This is a genomic window from Paenarthrobacter sp. PAE-2, from assembly GCF_026013155.1.
Taxonomy (GTDB): Bacteria; Actinomycetota; Actinomycetes; order Actinomycetales; family Micrococcaceae; genus Arthrobacter; species Arthrobacter ureafaciens.
The window spans coordinates 83,961-101,292 of sequence record NZ_JAPDNV010000002.1; the positions used below are offsets into that span (position 1 = coordinate 83,961).

Genomic DNA, 17,332 nt, shown 5'->3' on the forward strand with positions numbered 1-17,332 from the left:
GCCGTCCTAGGCGGGTTTCGAGCAGCTTGCCGTTCCAAAGTTGGTGGTAGCGGCACGCAGTAGGGGCCTGGAGTCTGGTTTCAATCACGACGGCGGCGGCCCGGCTATGTAGCGGAAGGGGCCGAAGCGACCTGCTTCCCTGTTCGCCAGCACCTCAAGGACTTCGTCCACCATCCGCTGCGGGTGATAGACCACGTCCGCATAGTAATAGTGCAAGCTCAGTCGTCCGCCCCGGATGGAGGCGTTGTCCCGGTAATGGTCCTTTTTGACCTGTTTCGCCTCGAAGTGTGTTTCGCCATCCAATTCGACGATCAGGCAATCCTCGATCAAGCAGTCAACTTCACCCACGCCCGGGACATCCGCGTGCATCTGAACCTTAAGGCCGGCCCGTGTGAAGTGCGTGTGGGCCAGCACTTCCAGAAGTGAGTCGGCCCTTGGCAGGACCAGATCAACTATGGCCCTCAGCCGTCCGTTTCTATTGCCAGGCAGTTTGCTCCGAAGAAAGTCCGGGCCCAGCAGGGCCTGGCTGACAGCAGCCTGCATCATGACCAGTGCTTCGAGTTCGGGCCTGCACCTCAGGGCATGGAGCAGTACATCGGCAACCCCGGCCACCGGCAAGTAGGGATGATCAGGATGTATGCACTCGCCGTGGTGAACTATGCGCCGCCGGGCCAACCCCGTGCCGCAGCTGAGATGGAGGTCCGCGACATCATGCAGGGTCCAGAGCCCGTAGAAGCGGGCCGCCGAAACACACGTCAGCATCCCGTTGGCACGGAACGCGGCCACAATGTCCGGATCGGCGCCCTTGGACACGTACACGCCGCGATGCAGTCTGGCGATCCGGCCTGATCCTACTGCCTTGGCCAAGGCTCGGCGGCTGAAGCCAGCGGTGTAAAGGGTCTTGGTAGTCGCAGCCCCATGACGGCTGCGGAGAAAATCAACGATGTCCATATGGCCATCGTTAGGTCCGCAGAAGGAGCCCGGTGGGCACAAAGCGGGCTATGTGGATAACCCTCCCGGGCCTCCACGACCCGCATTGCGGGCTGCCGCACCCACTTTGCCGGAGCACTACGACGCGGGGATTTGGGGACCAGTACCCCTCCAATGACGGCGTGTCAGCTGTTTGGGGCGGCAAAGTGGGTGGTGGCGGCACGCAGTCGGGACCCTGAGTTTGGGATCTGTAAATCGCTGCACACCAGGGAAAAAATCATTGACCATCCAAGTTGCAAATATGACAGGGTTGTCATAAGCTATTCACGGATCCACTAAATGCCTCCGGTGGGTCTGATGCGAACGGAGATTGTGGTCCCGGTTCGGTGCAGCGTATGACTCGTAACGCTGCAGCGAGCCGGGGCCATTCCGTTTAAGAGCCCAGCAATCCGACTCGGAATCCAGCAGTCCGATGGGGAGCTCAGCAATCCGATGGGGAGCACAATGTTCCGAAGGATGCGTACCGCCACCACCCACATTGAAGCCGCCAAGGTAGGACACGCCGCATAAACGGGGCCTATGGTTCCTCTTCAAGGCCAAAGTCGGTCGTCACGGCCCGCCCAGCACAAAACCTGCTACACCTCCAAGCAAGCAACCCAACCGGCACCGGCACCCCCGCCAACAAAAAAGCAGGCACCCTCCCCCATAAGGGTCAGGTGCCTGCCGGGAACACAAAAACCTAGCTGCTGCGGTCCACCACGGCGTGTGCAAAGTTGGTCAGGGACGCCTTCACAACACCCTCCGGCAGCGGCGCCAAGGCGGCGATGGCCTGGTCGGACCAGTCGCGGGCGATCTTCCAGGACTCCGCAGTGACAGGGTGTTCGCGCAGTCCGGCAACGGCGTCAGCCAAGGCGGCGTCGGAAGTCAGGTCTCCGTCCACCAGCTCCAGCAGGGCGCTGGCCGAGGCATCGCCGGCTGCAGCATCACGACGCAGCAGCAGGACGGGCAGCGTAGGCACGCCTTCGCGGAGGTCGGTGCCCGGGGACTTGCCGGACTTTACCTTCACGCCGGTGACATCGATGACGTCGTCGGCCAGCTGGAAGGCAACGCCCACCTTTTCGCCGTATTCCACCAGCACATCTTCAAACGCAGCGTCAGCGCCGGCGAAAATCGCCCCCAGCTGCCCCGACGCGGCAACAAGCGAGCCGGTCTTGTCCGCAATGACGGAGAGGTAGTGCTCAACGGCGTCCTCGTCCTCGCGGGGACCAACGGTTTCGTGGAGCTGGCCGAGGCAGAGGCGTTCGAACGTCCGGGCCTGGATACCAAGCGCGCGGGAACCCAGCTCGGAAACCAGGATCGATGCACGGGCGAAGATGAGGTCGCCGGTGAGGATGGCCACGGAGTTGCCCCATACCTCGTGGGCCGTGGGGGCACCGCGCCGGAAGGGTGCGGAGTCCATGACGTCGTCGTGGTACAGGGTGGCCAGGTGGGTCAGTTCAACTACGACGGCGGCCTGGACCACCTCTGGGCGTGAAGCGTCGCCGAGGTGGGCACACAGGAGAGTCAACAGGGGACGGATGCGCTTGCCGCCTGCTTCCACCAGGTGCCGCGACGTCGCGTCAGCCAGGGGATCGGAATTGGAGATGGCCTCGCGAAGCTTCTTCTCAACCCGGGCAAGGTTGGTGGTGATGGCGGGCCCCAGCTCGGGATCACCTGCGATGGCGGCAAATCCTGCGGGCAGCTGGAGTCCGGTGGCGATCGCGGTGGTGTTGGGAGCAGGCTCTTGGGGGTCCGGCAGGCCGTGCCCGGCGTGGGTCCAGCTGTGTTCGGCAGAGTTCGTCACGGATTAACCCTAACTAGTTGGTGCGGAAACCGCGGTGTCAGACCCTGCCGCCGTCAAAGACCGGCCGGAGGATGTATTGGATGTCGGCGGAACAAGCATTTCGAGGACCCGGATCACACGGTCCTCAAAACCCTTGGCCGACGAATCAGTCAGGTTTGCCAGCAGGCGAACCACAAAGCGCATCAGCACCGGGATGGGCATGCCCGTGCGCAGGGCCAGCTTCATCACGGCAGGCTTGCCGATCAGGAAGGCAAACGCCCTTCCGAGCGTGAAGTGCGAACCCCACTGGTCCCGGACGTAGTCCGCGTACCGCGACAGGTGCGCGTCGGCGTCGTCCGTTGTCCACCCGGCGGAAGCGGAACGCGCGGTGGCGTCGACAATAAACTCCGCAGCGAACCGCGCCGATTCCATGGCGTAGGAAATGCCCTCACCGTTAAAGGGGGAAACCATTCCGCCGGCGTCCCCGAGCAGGAGCATGCCGGGCGAGTAGTGGGGTGTGCGGTTGAAGCCCATGGGCAGCGCGGCACCGCGGATCTCCCCCACTTGGTTCTCCGGGGTGAAGCCCCACTCGGCAGGCATGCCGGCGGTCCACTCGCGCAGGACCTGCTTGTAGTCGAGCTTGCCGAATTCCTTGGACGAATTCAGGATCCCAAGGCCCACATTGGACGTGCCGTCGCCGACGCCGAAGACCCAGCCGTACCCGGGCAGCGGCTTTCCGGACTTGCCGGGCAGCTCCAGCCACCCTTCCATCCAGTCGTCGTCATGGCGCGGCGAGGTGAAGTAGGTGCGCACGGCCACGCCCAAGGGCCGGTCGTCGCGCTTGTGCATTCCAAGGGACACTGCGGTCCGCGTCGAGTTGCCGTCCGCGGCCAGTACGACGTCGGCAAGGAAGTCGCGCGTCTCCCCCGTCTTCCGTCCGGACTCGTCCAGGATGGCGGCGCGCGCGCCGATGACCCGGCCGTCGTCGTCCTGCAGTGCGCTGGTGACGCTGTGGCGTTCAAGCACGACGGCGCCCGCGGACTCAGCGTGCCGGGCGAGGGACTCGTCGAAGCCCAGCCGGGTACGGATCAGGCCGTAGGTGGGGAAATCGGAGACCTCGGGCCAGGGCAGCTCGATGGTGCGGCCGCCGGCAATGAGTCGAAGGCCCTTGTTCCGCCGCCAACCGGCGTCCTCGGAATGCGGAAGTCCCAGCTTCTGGATCTCACGGACAGCGCGCGGCGTGAGTCCGTCGCCGCACACCTTTTCCCGGGGGAAGGCCGTTTTTTCGAGCACCGTGACGTCGATGCCTGCCTGGGCGAGGTAATACGCGGCGGTGGATCCGGCGGGACCCGCGCCAACTATGAGTACTTTCACGTTGTCCTAAATCAGCAACTTAGCCGGACTGTGCGCCTGTACGGCGGGGCTTGATCTGGCGGCGCAGCTTCGCGACAGGCACGCTTTCCCGGTGCTCCGCCGGCTTCTGCGCACGGTGCACGGCCACGATGCCGCCACTGAGGTTGCGGTAGGTGATGTCCGTCCAGCCGGCGTCGGCGAGCCACTGGGCCAGGTGGTCCTGGTCCGGCCAGGCGCGAATGGACTCGGCCAGGTACACGTAGGCGTCCGGGTTGGAGGAGACCTTGGTGGCGATCGCCGGCAGGGCGCGCATGAGGTATTCGGTGTACATGGTGCGCCACAGCGGAATGACCGGCTGGGAGAACTCGGCGATGACCAGGCGGCCGCCGGGCTTGGTGACCCTGAGCATCTCTTCCAAGGCCTTGCGCGGCTCCACGACGTTGCGCAGGCCAAAGGAAATGGTGGAGGCGTCAAAGCTGTTGTCCGCGAACGGGAGGTTGGTGGCATCCCCGGCGATGAAGTCGATATCCGGGCGGCGGCGCTTGCCTACTTTGAGCATCCCCAGGGAGAAGTCGCAGGCGACGACGTCCACGCCGGCGTCCGCGTAGGGCTCGCTTGAGGTGCCCGTTCCAGCCGCGAGGTCCAGGACGCGCTGGCCTGCCTTGACGTCTATGGCATCCACCACGATCCGGCGCCACCGACGGGTCTGCCCCATGGAGAGGACATCATTGACGACGTCGTATTTTGGGGCGACATCATCAAACATCGTCGCAACTTCGTCCGGACGCTTTTCCAAGGATGCTCGGTTCACCCTGCAATTGTCTCAGACATTCCGCGGAGTTTGCTGCGCTGTAGAAGACGGCGCGGGTTCAGCTTGCGGCCGGGAGTACTGTAGTTCCATCATGACCAGCACTCTGCGTACTTTGACAGTCCCCCTCGATGTTGATTCATCCTCAGGGGGGCTGCCGTCGTTTTTGGTGCGCGATGACGTGCTTTGCTGGTCACGCCGCGAGGCCGGGTTGGTGGGCTATGGCGAGCTGACCCGGTTCAACGCCACCGGCCCTGACCGTTTCCTCGAGGCCGATATGTGGTGGCGGCATCTGATTCTTGAGGCCGATATCACAGACCAGGTGGAGCTTCCTGGTACGGGTCCGGTCGCCTTCGGCTCGTTCGCTTTCTCCAAGACGTCTCCGCACGTTTCGCGCCTCATCCTCCCCGAACTAGTGGTCGGCATGCGTGACGGCCGGGCCTGGGCCACGCAGCTGACGTTCGACGACGCCCCGCTCACCGAGGCGGGCGTGCTGGCGGCCCTGAAACGCTGGCTGTCCGACGCCAGCGGTGACGAGCCCGCCGCGGGAGGGTCCGACGTCGGGCCCTCGCCTGAGGTTGCTGCGCTCAACGGTTCGCGGGGCTCGCTTGGCCGCGGTTCCTTGAGCGAGACCGCGTGGATGGAGGCCGTCACCAACGGCGTGGAGGAAATCCGCGCCGGTAAGCTGGAGAAGCTGGTGTTGGCGCGCGACGTTGTTGCGAACTTGCCGGAAGGCGTCAGCGCAGCTGAGGTGCTTCGCCAGCTCGCGGCCAGGTACCGGGAATGCTGGACGTACGGCGTTGACGGTTTGGTGGGGGCGACGCCGGAGATGTTGATCCAGGTGGAGGGCCGCACCGCCCAGGCCCGCGTACTTGCCGGAACCCTGGACCGTCGGGATGCCGAGGGCGTTGAGGGCTCCCCCATGGAGTACGCCGAGCGCGTCCTGGCCGGTTCCGAGAAGCAGCGGCACGAGCACGAGATTGCCATTGATTCCCTGACCCGGCAGCTGGCACCCTTTTCCGAGGCCATGAACTCCCACAGCGAGCCGTTCATCCTGGAGCTGCCCAACGTGTGGCACCTGGCCTCGGACGTGAAGGCGGAGCTGGCCGATATCGAGGGGCACGTGCCCACCTGCCTGGCCCTCATCAATGCGCTGCACCCCACCGCCGCAGTGTGCGGAACGCCAACCCAGGTTGCCGGAGCTTTGATCCGCAAACTCGAGCACTTGGACCGCGGCCCGTACGCCGGACCGGTCGGCTGGCTCGACGCTGCCGGGAACGGCGAATGGGGCATCGCCCTGCGCGGGGCAGTGATTGAGGACGCCAACACCGTCCGGCTGTACGCAGGGTGCGGGATCGTGGAGGGTTCCCAGCCCGAGGCCGAGCTTGCTGAGACGTGGGCGAAGTTCCGGCCCATGCTGGAAGCTCTGGGTATCCGGCGGTAAATCCGGTATCCCGGACACAGGGTCTGTAAGGATACTTGTATCTTGGCTAAACTGGTTATCTAATAGTGAAACTTCGTTTCCTGTGATGCACATCTCATGTTCGGCGCTACACTAAAACCGACTCAGTTCAGCATCCACTGCAACAAAAGGTAAAAAAACATGCAGATCTCCCGTTCGGTTCTGTCCGGCACCAAGGTGGCAGCCTTGCTCGCAGCAGGCGCCCTTGCCCTGACCGCTTGCGGTGGCTCGTCCACTCCGGCCGCTTCCTCGGGTTCGGGCCCCCAGCTCATCAACGCCGGCAAGCTCACGGTGTGCTCGGACATTCCCTACGAGCCCTTCGAATTCCAGAAGGACGGCAAGAACGTCGGCTTCGACATGGACATCGCCGCAGAGCTCGCCAAGGACCTCAAGGCTGAACTCAACGTTGTGGACAGCTCCTTCGAAGCAATCGAAACCGGAACCGCACTGGCTGGCTGCGACGTCTCCATCTCCTCGGTTTCCATCACCGATGTCCGCAAGAACGTCATGGACTTCTCCAACCCGTACATGGATGACGACCTGACCCTCGTGGCTTCCTCCTCCTCCGGAATCACCAACCTGGACGGCGCCAAGGGCAAGAAGGTGGGCGTCCAGCAGGCAACCACCGGCGCCCAGTACGCCAAGGACAAGGGAATCGATGCCCAGCAGTTCGAGGACTCCGGCCTCCTGGTCCAGGCCCTCAAGGCAGGCACGATTGATGCAGCAGTCGGCAACCAGTCCGTGCTTGGCTACGCCATCAAGGACGAGTCCAACCTCAAGCGCGTTGAAGACTACGCCACGGGCGAGAAGCTCGGAATTGCCTACAAGAAGGGCAACACCGCCATGGGCGACGCCGTGAACGGAACCCTGAAGCGCATCACGGACGACGGCACGCTCGACAAGTTCAAGACCACCTGGTTCGGCGAGGCCGCCAAGTAGTTCCGAGCCCCGGCTCCCCAAGATCCACGCAAGCGGGGCCCCGTCACGATGATGTTCAGCAAAGGACAACTCGTACGGGGCCCCAATTGCGCAACATGAATGTGAGAACAGCATGGCAATGACTGCACGTCAACGCGCCAAAGTCAGTCTGTACGTCCAGGCCGGAATCTTCGTAGTGGTCCTGGCCGCCGTGATCCTTGCCGTGGACTGGAAGACGGTGGGAAACAGCGTCTTCAACTTCGCCAAGATCGGCCCGATGTTCCCGGGCATCTTCCTGATCGGCCTCAAGAACACCCTCATCTACACGGCCCTTGGCTTCATAGTCGGCCTCTCCGGCGGCCTGCTGCTGGCCCTGATGAAGCTTTCCTCCTTCCCGCTGTACCGCTGGATCGCCACCGGCTACATCGAGTTCTTCCGCGGCGTCCCCGCGCTGCTGGTCTTCATCGCCTTCGGCTACGGTGTTCCGCTGGCCTTCGGGATCCAGTGGGACGTCAACGTGATCGTCATGGTCTCCCTGGGCATGGTGGCCGCGGCTTACATCGCTGAAACACTCCGCGCAGGCCTGCAGGCCGTGCCCAAGGGCCAGATGGAGGCCGCCCGTTCGCTGGGTATGCCGCACTGGCGCGCGATGGTCACCATCGTCATCCCCCAGGCGTTCAAGATCGTCCTCCCGCCGTTGACCAACGAGATCATCCTGCTCACCAAGGACTCGTCGCTGATCTACGTACTGGGCCTGACTGCATCGCAGTACGAACTGACCAAGTTCGGCCGGGACGGTATCTCCAGCCTCGGCGCCGGCTTGACGCCGCTGCTCGTGGCAGGTGCCTTCTACCTGATCATCACCATCCCCTTGAGCCTCCTGGCACGGAAGTTCGAAAGCCGCTCCGCGCGGACCAAGCGATAGGCAGGACCGTCATGACTAACTCCGCTACAGTCCACGCTGCGGGCGTGACCATCAAGGACCTCCGCAAGTCCTACGGCAGCAACGAGGTCCTCAAGGGCATCTCGCTGTCCGTCGAACCGGGCCAGGTGGTGTGCCTGATCGGGCCTTCCGGTTCCGGCAAGTCCACCCTGCTGCGCTGCGTCAATCTCCTTGAGCAGCCCAACGCGGGCGTCATCAACGTGGGCAAGTTCGAGGCGACCGATCCCGACGTCGACCTTAACCGCATGCGCCAAAGCGTGGGAATGGTGTTCCAGCACTTCAACCTCTTCCCGCACTTGAGCGTCCTGGACAACTGCACCGTGTCCCAGATCAAGGTCCTCAAGCGTTCCAAGGCCGAAGCAGGCGAGGTTGCCCGGCGGAACCTGGAACGCGTGGGCCTGGGACACCTCGCCGAGCGCTACCCGGACCAGCTCTCCGGCGGGCAGCAGCAGCGCGTGGCCATTGCCCGCGCCCTGTCCATGGACCCGCAGCTGATGCTCTTCGACGAGCCCACCTCCGCGCTGGACCCGGAAACCGTTGGCGACGTCCTGGCCGTCATGCGCAAGCTGGCCCAGGAAGGGATGACCATGCTGGTGGTCACGCACGAGATGGGCTTTGCCCGCGAAGTCGCCGATCGCGTCGTGTTCATGGACGGCGGCGTTGTGGTGGAGGAAGGCCCGGCCGAGAAGGTCATCAGCGCCCCCACCCAGCCGCGGACCAAGGAATTCCTGCGCCGGGTCCTGGATCCCACGCACATCGGCGTCGAAGAGGACTAACCCCTCCGTTCCTCTATCACATCCCGACGGGTTTTGGGCGATCCTCTCTCACATCCCGACGGGTTTCGGGCGTTCCTCAGGCAGCGAGCACGTTACCGACCGCAGCCGAGACGGCGTCCTTGATCCGGGCATGAAGTCCGCGTAGTCCCACCCGGTCTGCGCGGACTTCCACAATGCTGCGTCCCTTGAGCGGTGCCTTCAGCGCTTCGGCAAGTTCCGCCGTCGTACTCACCGCTTGATGCCCGACGCCGTAAGCCGCCGCGAGCGCCGAAAGGTCCACTGCGTGCGGGGTGCCGAAGAGGCGTTCGACGGCGGTGCCGTAGGCGCCTGAGTCCTCAACTGCGCCGTGCTCGAGCAGCCCGAAGATGGCCCCGCCGGCGTCGTTGAGGACCACGATGCGAAGGTCCGGAGTCGGTTCGCCCTTGCCCAGAAGCAGGCCGCCGACGTCATGGAGGAAGGTGACGTCGCCCAGGAGGACGGTGGTTTCGCGTCCGCTGCCGAGGGCAATTCCGGTGGCTGTTGCCAAGGTTCCGTCGATGCCGGCGAGTCCGCGGTTGGCGTAGACCGTTGCGATGGGGTCGGGGTGCGGTTGGCCGGCAAGGTCCACGTCGCGGATGCCGTTGGAGGAGCCGAGCACGAGTTTTCCGCGGGCGTGCTTCCAAACAGTTGCGCCGATCGACGGCCCGGTGGCGGCCGCTTCTTCGGCCAGCACTCCGTCAAGGGCGTGCTGGGCTGCGGCGCCGGCCAGCAGCCAGGAATCGAGCCAGTCAGCGGAACCCCGGCCTGCGAATTCGGCCAAGCCGGGCAGCGTTTCCACCGGCGCTTCCCTTCGGCGTCCTTCCTGGTACCAGGCAACGGGAACAGGCTGGTAAATCACCGCTTCCACGCTTTCGCGCGCCAGGAGTGCGCCCACCGGCCGGGACAGCGTTGGCCGGCCGAAGAGCACAACGCGCTCAATGGGCGCCGGCGATTCCGGACCGAAGTGCTCAAGCAGCAGCCGGTACGGGCCCACGGAGTTCGGCCCGAACCGCGCATTCGAGGATGGCTCCGCCAGCAACGGCAACCCGTGGGCCCGGGCGAAAGCTTCGGCGACGGGACCGGCGTCGTGCCCTGCAAGCACCACCGTACGTCGCTCCGGAAGCCCGGCGGATGCTTCGGGAAGATCAAGCGCCTGCGGACCGGCGTCGTAATGGAAGAGTCCGTGACCCGCCGCGGTCGGGAGGGCGTCGCCCGCCTCCGGCACCAGGGGGTCGCGGAAGGCGAGGTTCACCTGGACCGGACCGGGCGGGGTGTCTTCCAACGCGCCCGTGGCGGCGTACAGGGCAGTGGCCACCGCGCGCTGCGGGTTGTCACCCGCGGCGACGTCGACGGCGAAACGTACGTGATCGCCGAAGAGGTCCAGTTGGGTGGTGGTCTGGTTGGCCCCGGTTCCGTGCAATTCCGCCGGCCGGTCGGCCGATATGACAATCAGCGGCACGGCCGCATGGTTCGCTTCCATCACGGCGGGGAGGAGGTTTCCGACGGCGGTCCCCGACGTCGTCAGTACGGCGGCGGGGGCTTCGGTCGATAAGGCGAGGCCCAATGCCGTGAACCCGGCATCGCGCTCGTCGATCCTGACGTGCAAGTGGACCCTCCCTGCAGCTTCGGCTTCGGCGAGGGCGTAGGCCATGGGTGCCGAACGCGAACCCGGAGCCACCACCACGTGCCGCACACCGCCGTCGAGCAGTGCCGTTACAGCGATCCGGGCGGCGCCAAGGGAGGTCAGGGAGATCTGCGAAGTCACCGTTCCAGTCTATGGGCGCGGTTCTCCTGTCGCGGTTCTCCTGTCGCGGTGCGGGAGGAAACCGTCAAACCCGGCAGGATGTGGAAGAGCAACCGGCCCTCTCTCACATAATGCCCGCCATCTGCCATTCCTTTACGACAGTCGTGCCCGAGGTGACGCCGCTCGATGACGTTGCGTGGCTATGCGCATAGACTCGGTGGATAAGGAGAGAAAATGGCAAAGGGCCCCACTGTTTATGACGTTGCCGAACGTGCAGGTGTCTCCATAGCGACAGTTTCCTTCACCTTCAGGCAGCCGGAGAAAGTCAAGGCATCCACCCGGGAACTGGTTCTGGCCGCCGCGGAAGCATTGGGCTACGTGCCCAGCGCCAGTGCCAGGGGTTTGGCGCGGGGCCGCACGGGCGCCCTTGGCCTGTTCGCTTACGACTACCTCCTGGACCCCGCCAAAGGTGAGGGCGGGGTTTCCGGATCTCCTGCAGCGGAGGGCCCCGACAATGAGGACCTAAGGTTGTTTCCGCTGTACGTTGACGAGGTTCAGCGCGGCGTCGAGTTGGAGTGCTGGCGCCGTGGGCAGGCACTCCTGGTGGGCGGCGGCAACCCGGAGAACAACGAGGCCGTGCTGTCAGACATCGCCGGCCGCGTGGACGGACTTGCAGTGTTCCCGCGCTCGGTCCCCAGCTCCACTCTTGCCCGGATTGCCCGCCGAATTCCCGTGGTGGAAGTCTCGGAGAGCGCGCTGAACCCCGAACTGGACCACGTCACCGTGGACAACGCATCCGGAATCCGGGCCGTGACGGAGCACCTTGTTACGGTCCACGGAATGGAGCGGTTGATCTTCCTCGGCGGCGTGCCGTCCTCCGATAACGACGAACGCATGCAGGCGTTTCTGGCCACGCTGGCTGATGCCGGCATCGAGCCGGCGGGCAAACCCGCCTATCCATGCGGGGGCGAGGACGCCGTCGCCAAGGCCATCCGAGACACTTGCACTGGCGATCAAATACCCGAGGCCATCGTATGCGCCACGGACCAGGATGCCCTGGTGGTCCTGGACACCCTCGCTTCCATCGGTGTGAGCGTACCTGGTGAAGTCGCCGTCACCGGCTTTGACGGCATCGCGGCAGGACGCGTGGCCAGGCCTTCGTTGACCACTGTGCGCCAACCCATGGAACTCATGGGACGCACCATGGTGCGGCTGCTGATGGAACGTTTGGATGATCCGGAAAAGCGTCCGACGGCGGTGAGCCTCCCGGTGCACCTGGTGGTCCGCGAGAGCTGCGGCTGCCAAGGCGGTTAGTTCTTCCCGCTCCCCGCTAAGGGGAAAACTTATCCACTTACCGCTCCGAAGTGTTGCCAAACTCACAGTCAATGCGCTTAGATTAGGTCTTGTCCGAAATCAAAGCGCATAGATTCTTATGCGCAGGCCTCATTCTGTCCTGACCATTCGCGCCTCCGATTGTCTGCAGACCTTGGCCACCACGAAAGGAACGACGATGATCCATCCGAAAGCCGCGAAGGCAGCTGCTGTTGGTCTGGCTGCTGCCCTCCTCTTGACGGCTTGCGGCCGGGACGACAACGGCGCAGCAAAAGAATCCTCAACCCCCGTAGCTTCAGGTCCGGCCACCGGAACCATTACTCTGTGGGCGCAGGGCAGTGAGGGGGAAGCGTTGCCCGAGCTTCTCAAGGAATTCGAGGCAGAGAACCCCGGCGTAACTGTCAACGTCACAGCCATTCCATGGAACGCCGCGCTCAGCAAGTACCAGACAGCGATCGCGGGAGGAACTGTGCCGGACGTCGCGCAAATGGGTACGACGTGGATGGGCGACTTCAGTCCCGCGTTCGAGCCCACGCCATCGGAGATAGATTCCAGTACGTTCTTCCCCGGCTCGGTGAAGTCCACCGAAGTCGAGGGCACCAGCTACGGTGTGCCCTGGTACGTGGAGACCCGGGTGGTCTACTACCGGACCGACCTCGCCGAGAAGGCGGGGATCGACAAATCCCCGGAGACGTGGGACGACTTCAAGAACCTCGCCAAAGCTCTTCAGGAAAAAGCAGGGGCACAATACGGCGTTCAGATGCCTCCAGGCGGTGCGGACTCGTACCAGGCAACATTGCCGTTCCAGTGGTCAAATGGCGCCAAGCTCTTGAACGACGACGGGACCAAGTGGACCCTCGACACCCCGGAAGCTGCTGAGGCCCTGAAGTTCTACTCCGGCTTCTTCAGCGAAGGAATAGCATCCAAGACCGTAGCCACTGGCGCAACAGCCGAAACGCAATTCGTGGACGGCTCAGCTCCCATGATGATCAGCGGCCCGTGGCATGTGGGGCTTCTCAACAAAGCCGGTGGTGAGGGCTTCGCGGAGAAGTACAAAGTGGTGCCGATGCCGAAGGCGAAGACTGCCACCTCCTTCGTGGGCGGATCCAACCTTGTGGTTTTCAAAAAGTCCAAGAACCGGGATGCAGCCTGGGAGCTTGTCCAGTGGCTGTCCAAGCCCGAGGTTCAACTCAAGTGGTACAAGGCCACCGGAGATCTTCCCTCCCAGGAGAGCGCTTGGAAGGATCCATCGCTTGCCGGCGACAGCAAGCTTGCCGTCTTCGGAGAACAGTTGAAGACCACCAATAACCCGCCTTCCGTTGAGACGTGGACCCAAGTAGCCGCAGCCGCAGACAGCGAGCTCGAACAGGTCGTGAAGGGCGGCAAAACTCCCGAAGAGGCCCTGAAGTCCTTGCAGCAGACGGCCGAATCACTCGGTACAGGGAAATAAATGGTGACCACCACCTCAAACGTCAGGCCTGCCAGCACCTCCGGGGCTGGCAGGCCTCCCCTGCGGCGAAACAACGCACGCCGACGTCGGAACGCCATCGTGGCTTGGCTCTTCGCTTTACCGTTTGTGCTCGTTTTCGCCGTCTTCATGTTGGGTCCGTTGGTGTCATCGTTCCTGATGTCCTTCACGGATTTCAGGGCCCGCGACATCGACCAACCCTTGGCAGTGGGCTTTGTCGGCTTTGACCAGTACGCAGAACTGTTTGAAAACAAGCAATTTCTGCACTCGCTCGCGAACACGGCCTACTTCGTTGTAGTCGGCATTCCCCTGACTACGGCGCTCGCGCTGGCTCTGGCTGTCGCCCTGAACAACGGCATCACACGATTCCGCACCGCGTTCCGCGTTGGGTTCTACACTCCCGTCGTCACGAGCATCGTGGCCGTGGCGGTAGTTTGGCGCTTCATCCTGCAGCCTGACGGCCTGCTGAACGTCATCCTCGGCGCATTCGGCATCACCGGTCCGGATTGGCTCAACAGCACCACGTGGTCCATGCCCGCCCTCATTCTGTTGGCTGTTTGGCGAAACCTTGGAACGTTGATGATCATCTTCCTGGCCGGCCTGCAGAACGTTTCCGAAGAAGTCCTCGAAGCGGCCGCGATGGACGGTGCCAACGCCTGGCAGCGCTTCATGCGCATCACCCTGCCGATGCTGCGACCAACGCTTCTCCTTGGCACAGTGCTCCTGTCAGTAGGATTCCTGCAGTTCTTTGAGGAGCCGTTTGTCATGACCAAGGGCGGCCCACTGGATTCGACCTTGTCGATCAGCTACTTCACCTACAACCAATTCGGGTTCGGGAAGTACGGTCTTGCGTCCGCGGCCAGCTACGTGCTGTTCGTCGCCATCGCTTTGTTGAGCCTCCTCCAGTTCAAAGCCCTGCGATCGAAGGACTGAACCATCATGACTAATCCTCAATTGGCCCTGAGGCGCAAGCGCCGCATTCCGTCTGCACGTATCTGGACGTATGCGGTCCTGATAGTTGGGGTCGCTGCCACGCTCCTGCCCTTCGCCTGGATGTTCCTCGGCGCTTTCAAGTCCCAGGGCGAACTCACGCGCCGACCCATCACGTGGTGGCCCGAACATGCCACGTTTGAGAATTTCGCGGTGTGGATCAACCAACTGCACATCGAAACGTTCTTCCTCAACAGCCTTGTGGTCGCGGTATTCACTGTGCTCGGCAACCTGCTGTTTTGTTCGATGGTGGGCTACGCCTTGGCAAAGATGGACTTTCCAGGCAAGCGTTTCTTGTTCGTGCTGGTCATGATCATGCTCATGGTCCCTGGCGTTGTGACGTTCGTACCCCTGTTCGTCCTGGTCAGCAAGCTAGGTCTGGTCAGCACCTATCCCGGACTGATTCTGCCGTTCCTGGCGTCCCCAATGGGAGTTTTCCTGATGCGCCAGTTCATTGCGGGAATTCCGGATTCGCTGATCGAAGCAGCCCGGATTGACGGAGCCGGAGAACTACGGACATTCCTGCGAATTGTTCTTCCGCTGTGCGGCCCTCCCTTGGCAACGCTGGGCATCCTTACCTTCCTCGGTTCCTGGAATAACTTCCTTTGGCCGCTGGTCGTTGCCCAGAGTGAGGAGATGTACACCCTCCCCGTTGCTTTGTCCTTGTACTCAACCGGGCAGAATGCCACGAACTATGGCCTGCTCCTCGCCGGATCGGTGCTGGTCATCACGCCCATCCTTATTTTGTTTGTCTGTCTGCAGCGGTATTTCGTCCAAGGCGTCGCTACCGCAGGTATCAAATAAACCCTGGCGCATTCCAGACTTACGCATCCAATTGAGAAAGAACCATGCCTTCACAACCGCAAACACGCACGCGCCTTGCAATGTCCTTTGCTGATGACGGAACCGAATACCGGGACCTCAATGGCAACGGGATCATGGATCCCTACGAGGATCATCGTCTCAGTCCCCTGGAACGAACCGAGGACTTGCTGTCCCGGCTGAGCCTGGAAGAAAAAGCCGGCGTCATGTTCCACACGGTTATTGAGACCGGGCCTGCGGGTTCCCTGCTTGAGACTCCGGGCAACATCAGCAAGTCTCCCACCAGCACCGTGGTGCTTGGGAAGTTGATGAACCACTTCAATATCCATGGGCTGGGCACGGCACGGGAAGCCGCACGCTGGAGCAACTCCCTGCAGGAACTTGCCGAGCGAACACCGCACGGCATTCCGATCACTATCTCCACCGACCCGCGCCACGCCTTCATTGAAAACTCCGGCGCATCGTTCACTGCAGCACATTTCTCCCAATGGCCGGAACCCATCGGCCTCTCGGCGATCGGCAGCCTGGAGCAGATCCGCAGGTTTGCCGATATCGCCAGGCAGGAGTACACGGCTGTTGGCATTCGGGCCGCGTTGCATCCTACGGTGGATCTGGCCACCGAGCCCCGATGGTGCCGGCAGGCCGGCACCTTCGGACAGGATTCCGAGCTGAGTTCACAGTACGTGGTGGAGTACCTGCAGGGGTTCCAAGGGGATACCCTGGGCCCGGGCAGCGTGGCCTGCACTACCAAACACTTCCCCGGGGGCGGGCCCCAGCGGGACGGCGAGGATGCGCACTTCCCCTACGGGCGCGAACAGGTCTACCCGGGTGGACGGTTCCAGGAGCATCTGGCTCCCTTCCGCCGCGCGATAGCCAATCAGACCAGCGCCATCATGCCGTACTACGGCATGCCGGTCGGGCTCGAACTCGACGGCGAACCCGTAGAGGAAGTGGGGTTCGGCTACAACAAGCAAATGATCACCGGCCTCCTCAGGGGCAAGCTTGGTTACGACGGTGTTGTCCTCAGCGACTGGGAACTGGTCAATGACAACCTGGTGGATGACCAGGTACTCCCGGCGCGTGCCTGGGGTGTCGAGGATCTCAGCGCGTCCCAAAGAATGCTGAAGATTCTCAATGCGGGCGTGGATCAGTTCGGCGGCGAAGAATGTACCGATCTCCTCATCAACCTGGTGAGGCAGGGACTCGTCGCCGAGGAACGTATCGATGAATCTGTTCGGCGGTTGTTGCTGGTGAAGTTCCAGCTGGGACTCTTCGATAACCCGTTCGTGGATGAAGATGAGGCTGATCGAATTGTCGGAAATGCGGAATTCCGGCGCGAAGGTCGGATCGCCCAGAGCCGTTCAGTGACGGTGCTCAAAAACGGCCCGTCAAACAGTACTGCCCTTCTTCCTTTGACAGGCTCACCCTCGCTGTATGTGGAGGGCATGGACCCAGCCAACGTCACAGGGTTCGGTTCCGTCACCACGAACCCTGACGAAGCCGACGTCGCGCTTGTCCGGCTGATCGCTCCTTGGGAACATCGGGATGACCTCTTCTTGGAGAAGCATTTTCACGCGGGCAGCCTTGACTTCCCGCCGGGCCTTATCGCGCGGCTTCGCTCGTTGGCGGCCCGGGTTCCCCTGATCATCGACGTGTGTTTGGACCGACCTGCCATCCTGACGCCGCTCACGGAATTTGCGTCAGCCATCGTCGGGACTTTCGGGGTCTCAGATCCGGCACTCCTCGACGCCCTGTTCGGACGTGTCCAGCCCCAGGGCCGCTTGCCGTTCGAGCTACCCCGATCCATGGACGCCGTCCGAGCGTCCCGGGCGGACGTCCCTGGCGACACCGCCGATCCCCTATACCCGTTTGGGCACGGCCTGGACCTGCCTCAGCGAACAAGCCCCGGAAAACAGACCGAAAGCTGAATCCATTACACAGTCAGG

General features: G+C 63.1%; 14 protein-coding genes. 9 read left to right on the forward strand and 5 right to left on the reverse strand.

Annotated features, from left to right (window positions below; translation table 11 throughout):
* Positions 1–84 precede the first annotated feature (84 nt).
* The 4 genes from OCL88_RS01435 to OCL88_RS01450 all read right to left on the reverse strand — a co-directional run bounded on the left by OCL88_RS01435 (position 85) and on the right by OCL88_RS01450 (position 4,916).
* Positions 85–951 carry a type IV toxin-antitoxin system AbiEi family antitoxin domain-containing protein gene (locus OCL88_RS01435; RefSeq protein WP_264961340.1) on the reverse strand — a complete coding sequence of 289 codons (867 nt, stop codon included), beginning with the start codon at positions 949–951 and terminating at the stop codon, positions 85–87.
* 718 nt (positions 952–1,669) lie between these two features.
* Entirely contained in the window at positions 1,670–2,773 is a 1,104-nt protein-coding gene (locus tag OCL88_RS01440; protein ID WP_062097646.1) for a polyprenyl synthetase family protein, read from the reverse strand.
* Between the two features lie 9 nt (positions 2,774–2,782).
* Positions 2,783–4,126, reverse strand: coding sequence for a geranylgeranyl reductase family protein (locus tag OCL88_RS01445; RefSeq protein WP_264961341.1), 1,344 nt, complete (start codon positions 4,124–4,126; stop codon positions 2,783–2,785).
* Positions 4,127–4,145: 19 nt separating this feature from the next.
* A complete protein-coding gene (locus tag OCL88_RS01450) occupies positions 4,146–4,916 on the reverse strand; it encodes a demethylmenaquinone methyltransferase (protein ID WP_264961342.1) in 771 nt (256 codons plus the stop codon).
* Between the two features lie 91 nt (positions 4,917–5,007).
* On the opposite strand from OCL88_RS01450, the gene OCL88_RS01455 reads away from it, so the two are divergent.
* The 4 genes from OCL88_RS01455 (at position 5,008) to OCL88_RS01470 (ending at position 9,012) form a co-directional block, all read left to right on the forward strand.
* Positions 5,008–6,357, forward strand: coding sequence for an isochorismate synthase MenF (locus OCL88_RS01455; RefSeq protein WP_264961343.1), 1,350 nt, complete (start codon positions 5,008–5,010; stop codon positions 6,355–6,357).
* 159 nt (positions 6,358–6,516) lie between these two features.
* Complete coding sequence (locus tag OCL88_RS01460; protein WP_264961344.1) at positions 6,517–7,314, forward strand: ABC transporter substrate-binding protein; 798 nt, start codon at positions 6,517–6,519, stop codon at positions 7,312–7,314.
* A gap of 112 nt (positions 7,315–7,426) precedes the next feature.
* Positions 7,427–8,218 (forward strand): amino acid ABC transporter permease, encoded by a 792-nt coding sequence (locus tag OCL88_RS01465; protein WP_021472276.1) that lies wholly within the window; start codon positions 7,427–7,429, stop codon positions 8,216–8,218.
* 11 nt (positions 8,219–8,229) lie between these two features.
* The gene (locus tag OCL88_RS01470) at positions 8,230–9,012 is read left to right on the forward strand and encodes an amino acid ABC transporter ATP-binding protein (protein WP_021472275.1); all 783 of its coding nucleotides are present in this window, start codon (positions 8,230–8,232) and stop codon (positions 9,010–9,012) included.
* A 76-nt stretch (positions 9,013–9,088) separates the two neighbouring features.
* Here the strand turns inward: OCL88_RS01470 and menD are convergent, their stop codons facing one another.
* The gene (menD, locus tag OCL88_RS01475) at positions 9,089–10,795 is read right to left on the reverse strand and encodes a 2-succinyl-5-enolpyruvyl-6-hydroxy-3-cyclohexene-1-carboxylic-acid synthase (protein ID WP_264961345.1); all 1,707 of its coding nucleotides are present in this window, start codon (positions 10,793–10,795) and stop codon (positions 9,089–9,091) included.
* Positions 10,796–11,008: 213 nt separating this feature from the next.
* Here menD and OCL88_RS01480 point away from each other — a divergent pair, with 213 nt between their 5' ends.
* The 5 genes from OCL88_RS01480 (at position 11,009) to OCL88_RS01500 (ending at position 17,314) form a co-directional block, all read left to right on the forward strand.
* Entirely contained in the window at positions 11,009–12,088 is a 1,080-nt protein-coding gene (locus OCL88_RS01480; RefSeq protein ID WP_264961346.1) for a LacI family DNA-binding transcriptional regulator, read from the forward strand.
* Between the two features lie 196 nt (positions 12,089–12,284).
* Positions 12,285–13,556, forward strand: coding sequence for a sugar ABC transporter substrate-binding protein (locus OCL88_RS01485; RefSeq protein ID WP_264961347.1), 1,272 nt, complete (start codon positions 12,285–12,287; stop codon positions 13,554–13,556).
* Positions 13,557–14,507 (forward strand): carbohydrate ABC transporter permease, encoded by a 951-nt coding sequence (locus tag OCL88_RS01490; RefSeq protein ID WP_264961348.1) that lies wholly within the window; start codon positions 13,557–13,559, stop codon positions 14,505–14,507. It abuts the gene before it with no gap.
* Between the two features lie 6 nt (positions 14,508–14,513).
* Positions 14,514–15,368, forward strand: a complete 855-nt coding sequence (locus OCL88_RS01495) for a carbohydrate ABC transporter permease (protein WP_264961349.1) — start codon at positions 14,514–14,516, stop codon at positions 15,366–15,368.
* 44 nt (positions 15,369–15,412) lie between these two features.
* Positions 15,413–17,314 carry a glycoside hydrolase family 3 protein gene (locus OCL88_RS01500; RefSeq protein WP_264961350.1) on the forward strand — a complete coding sequence of 634 codons (1,902 nt, stop codon included), beginning with the start codon at positions 15,413–15,415 and terminating at the stop codon, positions 17,312–17,314.
* Positions 17,315–17,332: the final 18 nt, after the last annotated feature.